Source organism: Saccharibacillus endophyticus (assembly GCF_013185185.1).
Classification (GTDB): domain Bacteria; phylum Bacillota; class Bacilli; order Paenibacillales; family Paenibacillaceae; genus Saccharibacillus; species Saccharibacillus endophyticus.
Genome location: NZ_JAAZWE010000003.1, coordinates 335,387 through 351,327, shown reverse-complemented (window position 1 = coordinate 351,327; position 15,941 = coordinate 335,387). Strand labels below are relative to the sequence as shown.

The window sequence follows — 15,941 nt, the reverse complement described above, 5'->3', positions numbered from 1 at the left end:
GCTTCCATAATGGATTACTTCCATCTTACAACAAATAGGTTTACATAGAAATATTTGAACTTGAGGATTTCATATGACGTTCATGTATTTACGGCCCAATGCATGCCGGATCAAAGACGAATGTCCGCAGCGTGAATATTAGGTTATACGTAGTACCGGTCTTCCTTGAATATTCGAGAAGATATAGAATAAGACACCGAGCTTCATTGTCGATGCCTTATTATCCATTCCTCAATATCTTTTTCATTTAATTTGCCTTCTGCTGTTCCCAATCCTAATTGAACGAGTTCATCTTGACTATATTGAATAGAATATCCATTTAATTGAAGTAAAAGTAGCATAACGGCTACTCCAACACGTTTATTTCCATCCACGAATCCATGGTTTTTGATTAAGGAGAAAATCACGACAGAAACTTTCCTTATTAGCTCTGAGTACAATTCTTCACCATCGAAAGTCTGTTCAGCTTTACCCAATGCACTTTCTAGCAATCCTTGATCTCTGACTCCATCTGCTCCACCCGTTACTTTCATGATCTTTTGATGATAGATCATCAAATTGGTCAATCGTAATCGATCTCATTTGGCGAGTTCTTTAAGCGCTTCTAAATTCTCGTTGATGATGTCGTCCATCATAGATTCGGTTTGAGATGCATTTTTCGTCTTTAGAAACTTTACAAAATCAATGACTTCCATTTGTTTTTCTTGGGGTAAAGATAAAAAGTCGTTAATCAATTTTTGTTCCAGGCTCATGATCAATCCCCTCCTATTCTTACTTCACAGCATAACGCAAAATGTTAAATCAATTAACTCTTTGTCTGGTCTAGTTTTTAAATATGTTTTTCAGGTATTACGTATAACGTTCCTGCATTCACGACCCGACGCATGTGGGGTGTCTGGCGAATGTCAGACCAAGGACGAATGTCCGCAGCGTGAATATTATGTTATATGCTGCCTGCAATCTTAAGAATTTTATTACTCTTGATTGAGCCTTTTCTCTGTTAATCCTACGATTTCTCTTTATATTTTTAAATTATAATTTTTACCTTTGTTAATTTTTTATTTAAATACTTTTATTGTGTTATATACATACTTTTATTTAGATATATATTCTAATTTCAATGAGCTATTTGCAAGAATAGATTGCTTGAATACTAGTATCAAATACGATATTATTCATTTAAGTGATACCGTATTTGATACTAAAAAGTTTCTCCATAAGACGGAATAACGATGGAGGCAATTCAATGGGGCATTATCAAGATCTTTACTTTGAAATTAAAAACAACCCCAAAAATGTACGTTTTGAAGATTTGGATAAGCTTCTTCAAAAATTTGGGAGGTTCGAAAGGAGGACGCCGCGCTCTGGATCTAGTCATTATACTTATAGTCATCCAGACCTATTTGAAATATTAACAATACCGAAAGAAAGACCTTTAAAAATAATTTACGTAAAAAAAGCTATTAAAGCACTTGAAGCTGTTATTGATGAACTTAATAATTAATTTTTAGGAGGGAAATATATACATGGCTTTCCCAAATTACAAAATTGAAATTCAAGCACTTACGTTAGAGGATGGTGGCGGTTTTCTCGCCACTGTCCCAAGTTTGCCAGGTTGCATGAGTGATGGTGAAACACCTGTAGAAGCATTAGAAAATGTTCAAGATGCAATAAAAGCATGGATTGAAACAGCACAAGAATTAGGGCGTTCTATACCAGAATTTGATGGAGAGTATAAACCGTTTAATGAGTATAGTGGGAAACTATCACTTAGAATTCCAAAATACATTCATAAAAAACTAGCTGAAAAATCTCAAGAAGAGGACGTCAGCATTAATCAGTTAATACAATCTTACATCTCATTTGGTATGGGATATGATCAAGGTTTAAAATCAATTTTTGAGCATCATATACAAAATCAAAAAGACGTAGCTTTTCAGGCTATTTCCAAACAATGGGATGCTTTTGATCGCAATAAATTCAAAAGAAATTCTTTGGTTAGCACTCTTTCTATGCACGACTCTGAAATATTCTGAGAGCTGTTTTAATTTTACTTATAATATAATATTCACGCTGCGGGCATTCGCCCTGGATCCGTCAGTCGCTGGACACTCAGCATACGCCAAGTCGTGAATACAGGAACGTTATAAGAAGATGAACTTCGACGGAAATACAAGGATAAATGAAGAGCAAAGACAATAAGCAACCGATTCTGTACGAATCTGGACTTGGGAGAACAAGCGCAGAGCGGATGAGAAACGTTTCCATGCGGAAACTGATCAATGTAAGGGAATGCGATTTGATTAAAAGATAAGGTGCGCTTCCATACGGAAGCAGACTGGATGTAAGTTTGCGGGAGAAAGCAGAGAAGCCCGTCAATTTTACGACATATAACATAATATTCACGCTGCGGGCATACGTCCTTGGTCCGGCATTCACCGGACACCTAATATACGTCGAGTCGTGAATACAGGAACGTTATCTGTAAGTCTTATTTAATGAAAAAAATCAGACAATTTAGTTTGAAGGGAAAATCAATATGAATGATAAAATGGATATACTGAGAAAAATTAAAGGAAAAAAATTCGTTCTTTTAAACCTTAAGTTGGAAAACTTATTTGAATCAAGAAAAAAAGAAGAGGTTGAGATTTCTCAAATTTCCAAATATAAATATACAATTTTAGAAAATACAGAAGAGTTGTTGAGAATTAAGTTTAATGCGCATTTATATTTTGAGCCTCAAGCCATTTATGATATCAATTTAGATTATGAGTTAGAATTCAGATTGAAAGAGCCCATAAAAGAATCAGATTTCAGAAAACATATTTCAGTTATTTTAAGTCCCTTAGCTAATGAAATAAGTTATTTAACCGCATTCTTAACAGATAGAATGATGGACCAACCTTTAATAATAGCGCCTATAATTGACGAAGATAATTTAGACTGATATTTAAAAATAAAAAATTAATAAATACTGTATTTTACCTTTCCTTATACTCGCATCGTACAAATGTTGTTCACTTCTAATAATTTCATATTCAGGTAGTATGTAACTCTGCTATATCCTCACTATTTACTCTATAATTTAGAGCTAGTCGATAATTTATGGGCATAGTATGAATACTGTGTTGTATGCTACCTGAATCCTTGTGAATATTCTTAAGTTCTTTTATTTCTTTCTTATATTATATATTTTCTTTCCATCTCTTCACTATATTTTTAACTTTTTTTACCAATAGAGTATTTATATTTTCTTCTTATTTATCTAAAGTGACTTTGTGCTTATTATTTTGAATCTTGACCTCTCATGGAATTATCTTTTTAGCTTTGAGGTTTCTTTCCTTTTTAAAATCCAAACAAAAAAATCGATATGCTATTCAGAGCTTTTGTGTTTCAATATGGCTTATCGTTTCTCAGACTTTCAGGTTGCACATAACGTTCCTGTATTCACGACTCGACGTATGTCGAGTATCCGGCGCATGCCGGATCAAGGGCGGATGCCCGCAGCGTGAATATTATGTTAGACGAAGTTCTGCTATTCTTTAATTCGCCCTATATATTCTTTATATTTGTTTAGTTCATCTATTCCTTCTTCACAAACAGTCTTTACATCTCCATATATTCCTTCCGAGGCTAAATAATAAGCGTCGTCTAATCGATTTAACGAATCTGATAGATCTTCATCTAAAACGATCTCACTTTCTTGATAATGTAAGCCAGATAGATAAGTAAATAATTCTTCTTCTGCAATTCTACCCATTTCAAAATCATTTACGAGTTCTCCTAAAAGCTGATAAAGGGGTTCTTGTAGGATCTCTTCTCCATAAATCTGTTTAAGTTTTGATGCTATATCTACCGACGGTTTGTGACTAGACAAGGAAATCTCAATCAGTTCGTATGGAAATTGCTTGTTTCCTTCAATCGTCCGATCTGTCCAATCAAGGACATTTTTCTTAGTGAAGTAGCCAATCACTAATCCTATATAATAGTATCTTGATAATGCTTTTATTGTTTTCATAATGATCCTCGGTTTTAGAATTTCGTCTACACTTCGTACAAGAAATATTTACGAACTTCATGATACACATTCCTACCGTGCTATTCCCGAACTTCCCAATACACACCCATACCGTGTTATTTACGAGCTCAATCTTCTTGCTCCATCCCGCCCAGCCGATCCAAAGGACTTTGAATCCGCCCAATATCTCTTCTACTCACATGCGTATACCTTTCTGTAGTCCGCACGCTCTGATGCCCAAGCAGCTCTTGAATATAACGAAGATCAATCCCGTTCTCCAACAAATGCGTTGCAAACGAATGCCTCAACGAATGGATGCTGACTTCTTTTTGAATCTCCGCTTGAATCAGCGCTTTTTCAAACACTTTCTGCGCGGAGCGTTCCGTCAAATGCCGCCCTTCCTTTTGTCCCGGAAACAACCAACCGTCCGGCTTTTCCTGTTGGATATACTGATCCAGTACCGCATTCGCTGTTTCGGACAATAACGTCTGGCGATCTTTCCGGCCTTTTCCTTGACGGACCTTCACGACGTTTCGCTCCCGATCACAGTCCTCCGGCCGCAGCCTTACCACTTCGCCGACACGCAGCCCCGACGTATACGTCACGATCAGCATCGCCCGATGCTTTAGGTTTTTCACGCTTTTTAATAGACGCGCCACTTCACCGAGCGATAATACATCCGGTAGTTTACTTTCTTTTTTAGGACGCACATAACCGTTAGAGTTGGGACGTTTCAACACATGTCGGAAATAAAACTTCAAAGCACTGATTGCCTGATTCACATAAGCATGCGAAAGGTCTTTTTCCAGCAGTTTTAATGAGTACTTTTGCACGACAGCGTCATTAATTTCCTTCTCATTAAGCAGCACTTCATTGAAAAAACGCTGTACCTGAAGCGTATAAGCTTTGACCGTTTTCCCGCTATACCCTCTTGCTCGAAGCGCGTCTTGCAAATCTTTCTTCCGATCAGAACTCCATACCTGCGGCTCCTCCAAGGGAACAGGTGTCATCTCCTGCTGCCGCAGCTTATTATGATTGTCCACCTGCTCGCGTAAATACGAATCCTGCTTTTCCAAACGTTCATCGCATGTGAAAAAATCTTTTGCATAGGCATCCAACAAAGCTCCCAAGCCCGAAACCGTATACGGAATCGTCCAGACCTTTTCATCCGGAATAAATTTTCTGCCCGGCACGGAACGAACCCCTTTCAACTTCTCAGGCCCATAGCGTTCCAGCTTCACTCCGATCGCCTTCTCATCCCGATACGCCAACTCGATCTTCATCTAGCAGCTTGTCAACTCTTAATCATAGGATTATGTTTGGCTGAAATGCACACGCTTTAGGTGCGTTTCAGTCAAACATAACCTTACTTTTAGCGTTGACATGGTGCCGGCTTGCCTCCTCAAAGTTTATCATCATCTGGAATTTTTGGAAATCTGGTTTTTACGCAAAAAAAGGACCTCAAGATGGAAGTCCATCCTGAGGCCCGATTCTTTCGATGCCCATTCTGCCTATATCGATTATGATAAAACGATTCTCAATCTTTTGTCCAGAATCAACGGCTGCTTGACTAAAATGCGCCTTATCCGGCCCTTCTGGCTTGATTCGCTTCCTGCGTCGAACCGTACATCCGTCCCGCTTTGATCTCTTTGTTCAAATGCGCTTCGAACACGAACGTGCCGATTGGAAGTACTGAAGCGACAAGCGCCCAGAACAGCTTTTTCATGCTCCATTTTAACGCGATAAACGCATGGAAAGCCGCCAAAATGTACAAGACGAATAATGCCCCATGCGCTGCTCCGACGATCGTCACGGCCATATCGATGCCCGCTGCGTACTTCAGCGGCATCGCGACCAGAAGCAGCAGTAGGAACGAAATCCCTTCCAGCACCCCGATCACTTTGAATCTCCCCAATACAGTCTTTAACATGACACCCTCCTCGAATTTGAAGGCGTTTGCGTAAACGGCGGTAAACGCACCGATTCGCTTGCGCAAGCGTCCCTAAATGGTCGTATCTTCCCTATTCTAACGGAACTTTCGTATACTTCTCAACTTTAAAGCATTACATATGTATGGTTAGATATAAGGAGAGACCATCAAGCATCCACCACCTTCGAATCGGAGTGAATCCCATGAAAATGATCCCGCCGCAGCCTTTTACTTACCGAGCCGGAAAACGAGCTGTTTTGCTGCTGCACGGCTTTACCGGAAACACGGCGGACGTACGCAAGTTAGGCCGTTATCTGCATGAAAAAGGCTACACCTGCCATGCTCCGCTGTACACGGGACACGGCGGTGCAGCCGAAGAACTGCTGGAGCTGTCGCCGGAAAACTGGTGGCGCGATGCCGAGGAAGGTTACCGTCTGCTGATCGCGGAAGGTCATACGCAAATCGCGGTAGCGGGCGTATCGCTGGGAGGCGTGTTCGCTTTGCGGCTCGGCGCGGAATATCCGGTTGCCGGAGTCGTGTCGATGTGCGCGCCGATCCAGGGCAAAAGCGCCGAGGAGTTGTTCGAGCGCATCGTCGGTTATGCCAGGCAGTACAAGACTTTCGAAGGCAAAATGCCGGATACGGTACAGGCCGAAGTCGAAGCGCTTGAGTCTTTGCCGCGCGAGCAACTTTCCGTACTTCAGGACATGATCTCGGAAACGGGCAGGCAGCTCAAGGATATCGAAGCGCCAGTGGCGGTCATGCAGGGAGGATTGGATCAGCAGTTGTATCTGGATAGTGCGAAGGTGATCTACGAGAACGTGCCGAACCCGTGCAAAAGTTACACGGTGTATCCGGAATCCGGGCATATTTTGACGTTGGGAGCGGAGCAGGCTGAGGTATTCGAAGATGTGTATCGCTTTCTTCAAACCTTGCAGTGGGGAGAGTGTGATTAGAATCCTGTTCGTAAAAGAAAGCTAAAGGCTGCGGGGAAAATTCGTTCAAGCCGCTGTCTCACTCGGAAAGCTGGATGAAGTTTGCAGGTGAAGATTTCCGAGTTCAAAGGCGTCTTTCACTGAATTTTCCCCTTCGCCTATTTACTTAGAGTGAAGTCTTTTTCAAAATACGCAAAGTCTTAATCTCAAAAGCTCCGAAAATTAACGTCGTATCTGTCAGGCTGCCGTTGCCGCTTTTGCTGACCTGCACGCTCTCCTCCTCCAGCACCTGCTCCATCAGATCCGTCTCCACGATTTCTTGGCACGGATGTCCGATTGTCACAACGGCTTCCGCGCGCGTTCCGGCAGTCTCGTACAAGCGCACGATCAGATGATCCGAATCCTCGGCTTTTTTGACGGCTTCCACCATGATATGAGGATGATCGACCGTGATCAGCGAATGACCCGCGACCCCATTAGCCGCTTGATCCGAGACTTGTCCCTCATCGACGAACGCTGCAAAAGTACCGCCTTCGGCCGAAGCGCCTCCTACCGTCAACGGGGTGTTCAATTCATATCCTTTCCGATACGTCCGCGCTTGCACGAAGTCTCCGGCATGCGGGTACAGCGCGTAAACGAATTCATGCTCCGCGCGGTCCGCGACCGGGTCGGGATAGCCGGGGCTGCGCAGCAGGTTGATATCGAGCATATTTCCTTCCGCGCTGTAGCCGTACTTGCTGTCGCTCAGCAGCGATACGCCGTAATCCGGCTGCGACAAGTCGATGTATTGATGCGCGCAGATCTCGTCCCGGGCGAATTCAATCGCGTTGTTGCGGGTCGTCGGACGTTTCAAATAACCGAATTGAATCTCGCAGTTGACCTGATCCGCCGTCACCTGAACCGGGAACGACGCGCGCAGCATTTTGCCGGATTCCTGCCAGTCGACCTTGCTCTCGAAACGCAGCGTGTCCGCGCCCGTGTCCAGCAGTATCCGCTGCGTCAGCGTCGATTGCCCGAACGCATACTGCTGCTCCAGCACCGCGCTTGTTCCTTCGACGGACGCGCGGCTTCTGATCAACTCGAACACTCCGGCGACCGTGTCGCGGTAATCGCGCGCGAAGTCCCAAGCATCGCCGTCGTCATGATACACCGTCAGCACGTTGCCCTCTAAGCCCGACGCGATCGCTTCGCGTCCCGTATCGGCCTGCACCAACGAGACAAGCCCGCCTTGTTCGTTGAACTCCGCGCGCAGATGTCGGTTGGCCAATAGCCGTTCTTCGGCGATCAGCCCGGCATTGTAGGCGGCCAGCTTTTCCCCGTCCAACCGCTCTGCTCTCTTCAATGACGCGAAGCCCATCGGCGGCACGGTTACCAAGTAACGACGGCCTTCCCGTTCCACGACCTCTTCCCGTTCCCACGGAAGCGAGTTGAACGCCAAGCCTTCGTCGTCCGCGACTCCCGCAAGTTCGGCGACCCTCGCCTGCGCTTGCTGAAGCAGCGTCGTCGTCTCGTCCAGCAGCACCGCATAGCGCGCCAACGACTCGTCGAACACCCGCGTAATCGACGACCCTGGCAAAATGTCGTGGAACTGATACAGCAGCGTTTCTTTCCAAATCCGCTCCAACGCTTCCGTCGGATAATCGTCCGCCGTACCGCCGAGACTCAAAGCCAACGAAGCCGTGAATTCCAGCTGTCGCAGCGCTTTTTCCATCCGACGATTGTAGCGTTTGTTGCGGGCCTGCGAGGTCAGCGTGCCCTGATGCTTTTCCAGATACAGCTCGCCGCGGTACGTCTCGAAGCGATCCTGCTCGCGTTCTAGCTTCCGGAAAAAGTCCAACGAAGGCTCCTGTACGACCGGCGGCAACCCGAGCAGATTATGTTCGCGCTTCAGCCGCTCCAGATGCTCTTCGCCCGGTCCTCCGCCGCCGTCGCCGATCCCGAACAGCATCAGCGCGTGCTCGGACACGTTTTTGTCGAGGTAAGCCTGTTCGATCTTCGCCAGCGAACGCGGGGCGGCCGGGCCGTTGTACGTGTCTTCCGGCGGCAGATGCGTCAGCACCCGGCTGCCGTCGATGCCTTCCCAGTGGAAGCTGTGGTGCGGATGCGTGTTGTACACGCTCCACGACAGCTTTTGGGTCATCATGTAATCGACGCCGGATTTGCGCAGCAGCTGCGGAAGACTGGCGCTGTATCCGAACACGTCCGGGAGCCACAACGTGGTAATGTCCTGACCGTACTCCTTTTTGAAAAAGCGTTTGCCGTACAGGATCTGCCGCACCAGCGCTTCGCCGCCCGAGATATTGGTGTCCGGCTCGACCCACATCGCCCCCTGCAGCTCCCAGCGTCCTTCGCGCACTCGCTCCCCGATCTGCCCGTACAGCTTCGGATAATATTCTTTCATCCATTGATACAGCTGCGGTTGGCTGGCGCCGAATACGTAATCCGGGTACTTCTCCATATTGCGCAGCACGGTAGAAAAAGTTCTCGCGCCTTTGCGGATCGTTTCGCGGATCGGCCACAGCCAGGCGAGATCGATATGCGCGTGACCGACGGCGCTGATCGTGAGCGTCGGATCGCCGCCTTTTTTCTCAAGTTCCGGACGCACCCGTTCGCTCGCCTGCCGCACGCTGTTTTCGTCGATGACCGACAGCTTGAGCGACGCTTCGTACAGCGCTTGCAGAACCCGGGCGCGGCGGGCGCTTTTTTCTTCCGTCTGCTCCGCAAGCTCGATCAGCACTTCGAAATCGTAATACAGCCGGCGCGTCTCTTCATGGCAGATCGCAATCCGTGCTTCCTTCATCGTGCCGCCGCTGAAGCCTCCGAACAGATCGTTGCAGCCCGCGTCGGCCCAGAGATCGATCGACTGGCCGGAGGCGTCGCTGCCGAGCCGAACCACCCTCTTGCCCGGAAGCCCCAGCGCCGTCTCGAACCCGGAGTTGATATTCGTCAGTCCTTGGCGCGGCGAGCCTTCTTCGTCGACCAAACACAATTCGCCGTTAACGTCGATCAGCAGCACCGCTTGGCGCAGCGGTCCAAGCTCATAGTCGGGCACGCGGCCTTCAAAATGAAACCACGCACAATCCCAAAGCTCACCCCACTTGTCGCCCGGCTCTGGTTGGATCTGCACGCCGGACGTTCGTTGTTCGTAAGACACAGGCTCTTTGGTCACCCAGGCGGTCGTATTTAGCGAGCCGACCGGCTCATAGATCGCTTCGCGCAGCCGATTCAGCGTACGCTTCGCCCGATCCAGCATGATTCGGGTATTTTCATAAGGCATCTTTTCAGCTCCAATCATTAAGTAAACAAGTAGCAGGAACGCTTTCACCTGTTTCAGGCGAATAGTAAAACTTCGTTTTCGAGATGCACGATCCTGCATGCAGATTAAAGATTCCCCGTTCTTTTTAAATCTTCAACCCCCAAACAGGCAGCCTTTGGGAGGAAAGTCTTATTCCCGGCCACACGCAGGCGGAGGGAGAAATTCAGATTCAGACGCCTTTGAACTCGGAAAACATTCTTATTTAAATCCAATCCAGTTTTCCGAGTGAGACAGCGTATGAATCGAATTTCTCCCGCAGCCCCCCGCGCACGCGCCGCCGAACAAGACTTGCTCCTCGTCAAACAGAGCCGTCCTGTTTTACTTTGTCACATTCAGGGCACGCTGCTGCGCTTCGTCGAGCAAAGACTGGATATCGCCGTCCGTCATGATACTTTTGACGACCGCGTCGCCCCAGAGCTGCCACGCTTTCGAGTTGTCTTTGGTAAACGTAGGCAAGCCCGTCACGTCGCCGGACATCGCCTGGTAATGCAGATACATTTCCGGGTGTTTGTCTTGGTACTTTTGCGACTCGCCGATCGATTTCAGGATCGGGGAGCGCGTGTTGGAATCGGCCACGAGCTGCTGGATTTGTTCGCCGTACATGACTTTAATATATTCAAAAGCCGCTTCTTTGTTTTTGGCGTCTTTCGGCACGGAATGGAACGCTGCGCCGATCGTGACATTGGCTGCTTTGCCGTTCGGCGAAAGCGGAATCGGAGCCATGCCGAGATCAAGCCCGGCAGTCTTCGATTCCTGCACCCGCCAAGGGCCGTCGATCAGATATGCGATTTGGCCTTTGTTCCAAGCGTCGAAATACGAGCCTTCATTATTGTTGACCATGAGACCCGGCGGATGCGCAGCGTTCAAGTCTTTAAGCAGCGCGACCGTTTCGGCGTTTTGCGGCGAGTTAAAAGCAGGCTGACCGCTATCGTCCGCGAATGAGCCGCCGTTGATCGCGATCAGCGCTCCATAGCGCAGATAACCGCCGAAATTCGGCGCTGCGTACACGCCGCCGCCGTAGAATTTACCTGCACCGGCTTCGGTGACCTTTTTGACGTTATCGCGCAGTTCCTGCCACGTCGTGATTGTCTTATTCGGATCGATCCCGGCCTGTTCGACCAACTTTTTATTCCAGAACAGATTGCTGACGCCCGGCTGGGCGGCGAGTCCGTAAATTTTGCCGTCGACCTCCATCGGCTTCCATGCCGCGGGCGATACCGTTTCGCGAATCTCGTCGGCCATCTCGTCGGGGAAAGGCTCCAGCAGCCCCTGCTGCGCAAATCCCGGCATTTGTGTTTCGCCTACGATGATATCCGGGATATTTTTGGCCAAGAATCCTGCGGTTTGCTTTTGGATCAACGGCTCGCCCCAGCCCCAATCCTCGGTCACCACTTCGATCTTTTTGCTTTTCAACTGCTCGCTCATGATTTTCTGATACTGAAGCGGGAATGTCTCGACAGGCGAACCCGGCGTATAATCGAGGCTGACTCCGGTGTCCGTGTATTCTTTTTCTTTTGCCGCAAACAGATCGTCCAGCTTGCCTACTCCGATCGATACCGCCCCTTCGTTAAGCACTTTGATTGTGGTCATGCCCGGCGTGGACGAGACTTCGCCGCCTGCTTTCTCAGCGCCTGTGCCGTTTTCTGTCGTAGCCGCTCCTCCGCCGCCGCACGCCGACAACGCCGCCGCCAACAAAGCCGTTCCTGTTAAAGCCGCAATCTTTTTGATTTTCACATGAACCCCTCCATATCAAAATCGCACATCGTCTTGGCTTGCTTGATGGTCAACGCCAACGATGTAACGCACTGGCTTTTTTACGCCTTCACTATATCACGCCATTTAAATATATTCAATATATCAAATTGGTTTCGAGACTATTTATCCTTTGATGCCCGTATTCGCAAGTCCTTGAACAATATATTTTTGGAAAAAGAAGAATAACAACAATGCCGGAAGCGTCGTTCCCAAGCTCAAAGTGATGATTAACGGCCAGTTGGGTACGGTTCCCGGACTTGCGGCCGCTGAAGATAACCGGGTGATCGCCGCAGGAAGCGTTTGCAAATGATCGGAAGACGTATAGAAAAACGGCGTAATAAAATCGTTCCAGGTCGCCAGCGCCGTCGTGATTGCGATAAATGCCATGATCGGCATTTGCAGCGGCAGCAGGATTCGAAAAATGATGCGCAGCGTTCCTGCCCCGTCCACTTTTGCCGCTTCGTCGAGCTCGTACGGCACTTTTTCCATCGACTGCTTGACCAGAAAAGCGCCCATGATATTGATGCTCGGACCGCCGATCAGGTACACCCACCACGTGTCGAGAATGCCCGTACCGCCTGTGAAAATGTTGTTGCCGCCTGCAAAAGGCCATCTGGCGAATTGAAGATAAGTCGGGATCAGCGCCACGGTAGCGGGAATCATCTGGGTCGCCAGCAGCGTTAGAAAGATGACTTCTTTGCCCCGAAACTTCAACCGCGCAAACACATATCCGGCCAGCAATGCGGTCAGCAGCGCCCAAAACGTCGCATACACGGTCCGAATGGTCGAATTGAGGAAATACTGCTGGATCGCCGCGTCGGCCGAACCGTTGAACAGCACAAGGAAATTTTCCCAAGTCGGCTGTTTGGCGAACGGCAGCAGGCCGAGCACCGTCGTCATAAACTCTTCTTCCGTAAAAAAGCCGACCGTGACCATAAAGATCAGCGGGTACAACAGCACCAATCCGACACCGAACAACACGAGATGCGCAAACAGATATTTGGGCTTAAACTGCACGGCCAACTTTTTCGAAAATTCCTGCATGATCATAGACCTCCTTTGCGGATCTTACGGCTTCTGCGGGTAGTGATGCTGCGATCCGATACGGTCGACCAACGGTAATAAAAAACGGTCGCCGTCAGTACAATCGCCGCCATGATTAGCGAAGATGCGCCTGCCATACCCAGGTTAAAGTCCCAGAACGCATCGCGGTAAATCCGGAACACGAGCACTTCGGTCTGTCCATACGGTCCGCCGTTAGTCATAAACAGCACCTGTTCGTAAATCTGGATCGCGCTAATCAGATTCGTGATGACAATATATGTTGCAATCGGTTTCAATCCGGGCAACGTCACATGCATTAATTTGGCAAAGCGCCCTGCTCCGTCGATATCGGCCGCTTCATACAGCGCCGTATCGACCGATTGCAGTCCCGCCAGCCAAATCAATGCCGCTCCGCCGACCCCTTTCCAGACCGAGTAGACCACGATCCAGAACACGCCCCAAAACACGGAATATTGCCAGACGATCGGCGGCTTGCCCATCGAGATCAGAATATTATTGATGACGCCGTTATTCGTATCGAGCAAAATGTTGAAGATCTGCGTCGTCGCGACAGTTGAGGTCACGGCCGGGATATACCAGACCGAACGATAGATGCCTTTGCCGAACAGCGGCATATTCATCAGCAGCGACGCGCCGAAGCCCGCGAGCAGCGTAATCGACGTAACTAGGCCGCCGAGCCAGATCGAGCGCCATAGCGCCTGATAATACAGCGGGTCTCGGAAAAAGCGAACGTAATTGTCGAACCAGACAAACTTGGGACTGTCCGATATGCCGATCCATTCAAAAAAGCCAAGCACAAAACCAAACAGCGTCGGAAAACCCGACAGCACCAGCCACCACAGAATCATAGGCGTTAAAATGATCGCCGCGATCAAGCCGTCTCTTCGCTTTACTGCAGATTTTCGGGGAAACTTGCGCAATCCCCCCGTGACCGCAAGCTGACCTCCATCCGGCTCTACCGCTTTACCCTCATTGCTTATCATACATTCGATCCTCCTTTAGGTTGTCAGACCATTTTATCCGAAGATTACATCATTAATTATATTCATTATATTAAATTGGTCAAATATCAAAATAGAAGGCGAGGGGATGGTGGAGGAAATTCGCTCTACCATCCCTAGCCTTCTGGGTAGGGAAAAGAAAAAAGAGTGCCGCGTTGCGGGCACTCTTGGGTCTTTTGGATGTATGGAAGTTTGGATTAGGTGAAGCTTTTATTGCTTTTTCGTCCTTACCGGAATTGTAGTTAAAGCGTGTAAAGTTTCGGCAGTGCCTTGTGATTGTTCCTTCATGTACCTTGGCACGCCCTAGAAAACATGCTCAGTTGGAGCTGCATCCTCATTTTTTATTCGGCGGAAGGAGCCGGGCCTGTCGTTTTGCAGGTGACCAGGCGGGGATCGAGAGTGATTTTCCGGAATTCTTTTTGGTTTCGTTTGGCATTTTCGATAGCTTGCATCAGGAGCTTGACGGCTTCGGAGCCCATTTTATATTCGGATTGATCGATATGGGTGAGCAGGCTCAATTCTTCGAACAAAGGCGTAGGATTGTCGAAGGTGACGATGGAAATGTCTTCGGGAACTCGCAGGCCGACTTTGCGTGCAATCGACAGCATTTGTACACCGAGGGAGCAGTTGAGCGCGATGTAGGCGGTTGCCATGCGATTTTGCATAAACCGATACAGCGGATGGGTGGCGTCGATCTCTTTTGCCGGAGCGTCAGGACGATTGATCTGATCCATGTCCAACTCGAAATCATTGAGAATGAGAGCCGGGTTGATCATGGCTCCTTTTTGCTTGAGCGCATCGAAATAACCTTGAATCCGTTCATCTACGGACACGGTCATCATCGGCGAGTCGGTACAGATCGCGATATTCCGGTGTCCCAACTCCCACAGATGATCCACCGCCAGCGCGGAAGCGCGCGGACTGTCCGAAGCGACGACATTCGTTTCCACACCCGGCAGATGGCGATCGATCAATACGAACGGGTAGTTTTGCATTTTGAGCGAGATGATCTCTTCGTTATATACTTCCGCGTCCACAGGGAAAATAATCAGCCCGTCGACTGTCGTTTTCAGTTCCCGGATCACTTCTTTTTCTTTCTCTTTGGAGTTATTGGTCAGCATAATATGCAGCGAGTAGCCCTGGGCTTGAAGCTCATCGGTAACGCCCCGGATCAACCGGACCGCGAAGTAGTCTTCCAGCGTAGGAAAAACCAATCCGATTCGCATTCCCCCGGCGCGAACCGGCGGCTCGGCCGCAAACGCGGCAACTGCTTTATCGGCGATCTGCGATTCCGGAATGCCTTTGATATACGTCCCTCTCCCCGGTATCCGATAAATCCATCCGTCCTTCGCCAGTTCGACGAGCGCGTTCACCACAGTGATCCGACTGACGCCGAACTCGTCCATTAATTCTTTTTCCGTCGGAATCTTCTGGTCCTCGACCAGCTCGCGGGATGTAATACGCTCCTTGAAATGATTCTGTATCTGAATATAAAGCGGTTCTCTCTCCTGATTCATCCCTATGACTCCTTTCTGCTAACGCATGGGTTAATGATTTTTATTATAACAAATATATTAAAAGGTGTGGGGGAAGGCAAGAGGGATAGGGAGGAAATTCGTTCAAGGCGCTGTCTCACTCGGAAAGTTGCGGGAAGATTCAGGCAGTAGCTTTCCGAGTTCAAAGGCATCTTTCACTGAATTCCCTCCCCCATCCCTAGCCTTCCGGGTCGAGAAAAGAAAGAGGGTGCCGCTTGGCGCGCACCCTCCGGTTATCGAAAATCAAGACTTCGACAACGATCTTTTTTTATGTTCTCCGGCTTGCCGGAGTCTTTTTATTTAGCGCAGCTGCATAACAGAGAGGGCCATGAATCGGACATTCCGGGCTTGCCAAGCCAAAAGGCATTAGGAAGCCTTTCGCCCCA

14 protein-coding genes are annotated in these 15,941 nt (G+C 48.3%); 4 read left to right on the top strand and 10 right to left on the bottom strand.

Going from position 1 to position 15,941, the window contains the following annotated elements:
* Nucleotides 1-203: 203 nt before the first annotated feature.
* Complete coding sequence (locus HRQ63_RS12855; protein ID WP_216673927.1) at nt 204-566, bottom strand: type II toxin-antitoxin system death-on-curing family toxin; 363 nt, start codon at nt 564-566, stop codon at nt 204-206.
* Between the two features lie 12 nt (nt 567-578).
* A complete protein-coding gene (locus HRQ63_RS12850) occupies nt 579-752 on the bottom strand; it encodes a DUF2281 domain-containing protein (RefSeq protein ID WP_172244257.1) in 174 nt (57 codons plus the stop codon).
* Nucleotides 753-1,246: 494 nt separating this feature from the next.
* Here HRQ63_RS12850 and HRQ63_RS12845 point away from each other — a divergent pair, with 494 nt between their 5' ends.
* The 3 genes from HRQ63_RS12845 (at nt 1,247) to HRQ63_RS12835 (ending at nt 2,947) form a co-directional block, all read left to right on the top strand.
* The gene (locus HRQ63_RS12845) at nt 1,247-1,504 is read left to right on the top strand and encodes a type II toxin-antitoxin system HicA family toxin (protein ID WP_172244254.1); all 258 of its coding nucleotides are present in this window, start codon (nt 1,247-1,249) and stop codon (nt 1,502-1,504) included.
* 22 nt (nt 1,505-1,526) lie between these two features.
* Nucleotides 1,527-2,036 carry a type II toxin-antitoxin system HicB family antitoxin gene (locus HRQ63_RS12840; protein ID WP_172244251.1) on the top strand — a complete coding sequence of 170 codons (510 nt, stop codon included), beginning with the start codon at nt 1,527-1,529 and terminating at the stop codon, nt 2,034-2,036.
* 503 nt (nt 2,037-2,539) lie between these two features.
* On the top strand, nt 2,540-2,947 hold the full coding sequence (locus HRQ63_RS12835; protein WP_172244248.1) for a hypothetical protein: 408 nt from the start codon (nt 2,540-2,542) through the stop codon (nt 2,945-2,947).
* 588 nt (nt 2,948-3,535) lie between these two features.
* On the opposite strand, the gene HRQ63_RS12830 is transcribed toward HRQ63_RS12835, so the two are convergent.
* The 3 genes from HRQ63_RS12830 to HRQ63_RS12820 all read right to left on the bottom strand — a co-directional run bounded on the left by HRQ63_RS12830 (nt 3,536) and on the right by HRQ63_RS12820 (nt 5,948).
* Nucleotides 3,536-4,018 carry a hypothetical protein gene (locus HRQ63_RS12830; protein WP_172244245.1) on the bottom strand — a complete coding sequence of 161 codons (483 nt, stop codon included), beginning with the start codon at nt 4,016-4,018 and terminating at the stop codon, nt 3,536-3,538.
* A 128-nt stretch (nt 4,019-4,146) separates the two neighbouring features.
* Nucleotides 4,147-5,301, bottom strand: a complete 1,155-nt coding sequence (locus HRQ63_RS12825) for a tyrosine-type recombinase/integrase (protein WP_172244242.1) — start codon at nt 5,299-5,301, stop codon at nt 4,147-4,149.
* A 299-nt stretch (nt 5,302-5,600) separates the two neighbouring features.
* Nucleotides 5,601-5,948 carry a DUF3817 domain-containing protein gene (locus tag HRQ63_RS12820; RefSeq protein ID WP_172244239.1) on the bottom strand — a complete coding sequence of 116 codons (348 nt, stop codon included), beginning with the start codon at nt 5,946-5,948 and terminating at the stop codon, nt 5,601-5,603.
* A 203-nt stretch (nt 5,949-6,151) separates the two neighbouring features.
* On the opposite strand from HRQ63_RS12820, the gene HRQ63_RS12815 reads away from it, so the two are divergent.
* Entirely contained in the window at nt 6,152-6,904 is a 753-nt protein-coding gene (locus HRQ63_RS12815; RefSeq protein ID WP_172244236.1) for an alpha/beta hydrolase, read from the top strand.
* A 145-nt stretch (nt 6,905-7,049) separates the two neighbouring features.
* Here the strand turns inward: HRQ63_RS12815 and HRQ63_RS12810 are convergent, their stop codons facing one another.
* The 5 genes from HRQ63_RS12810 to HRQ63_RS12790 form a co-directional block, all read right to left on the bottom strand.
* Nucleotides 7,050-10,160 (bottom strand): alpha-mannosidase, encoded by a 3,111-nt coding sequence (locus HRQ63_RS12810; protein ID WP_172244233.1) that lies wholly within the window; start codon nt 10,158-10,160, stop codon nt 7,050-7,052.
* Between the two features lie 357 nt (nt 10,161-10,517).
* Nucleotides 10,518-11,933, bottom strand: a complete 1,416-nt coding sequence (locus HRQ63_RS12805; RefSeq protein ID WP_172244230.1) for an extracellular solute-binding protein — start codon at nt 11,931-11,933, stop codon at nt 10,518-10,520.
* A gap of 144 nt (nt 11,934-12,077) precedes the next feature.
* Nucleotides 12,078-12,998 (bottom strand): carbohydrate ABC transporter permease, encoded by a 921-nt coding sequence (locus HRQ63_RS12800; protein ID WP_229714177.1) that lies wholly within the window; start codon nt 12,996-12,998, stop codon nt 12,078-12,080.
* A gap of 2 nt (nt 12,999-13,000) precedes the next feature.
* A complete protein-coding gene (locus HRQ63_RS12795) occupies nt 13,001-14,002 on the bottom strand; it encodes a carbohydrate ABC transporter permease (RefSeq protein WP_188525548.1) in 1,002 nt (333 codons plus the stop codon).
* Nucleotides 14,003-14,361: 359 nt separating this feature from the next.
* Nucleotides 14,362-15,537 (bottom strand): GntR family transcriptional regulator, encoded by a 1,176-nt coding sequence (locus tag HRQ63_RS12790; RefSeq protein WP_172244210.1) that lies wholly within the window; start codon nt 15,535-15,537, stop codon nt 14,362-14,364.
* Nucleotides 15,538-15,941: the final 404 nt, after the last annotated feature.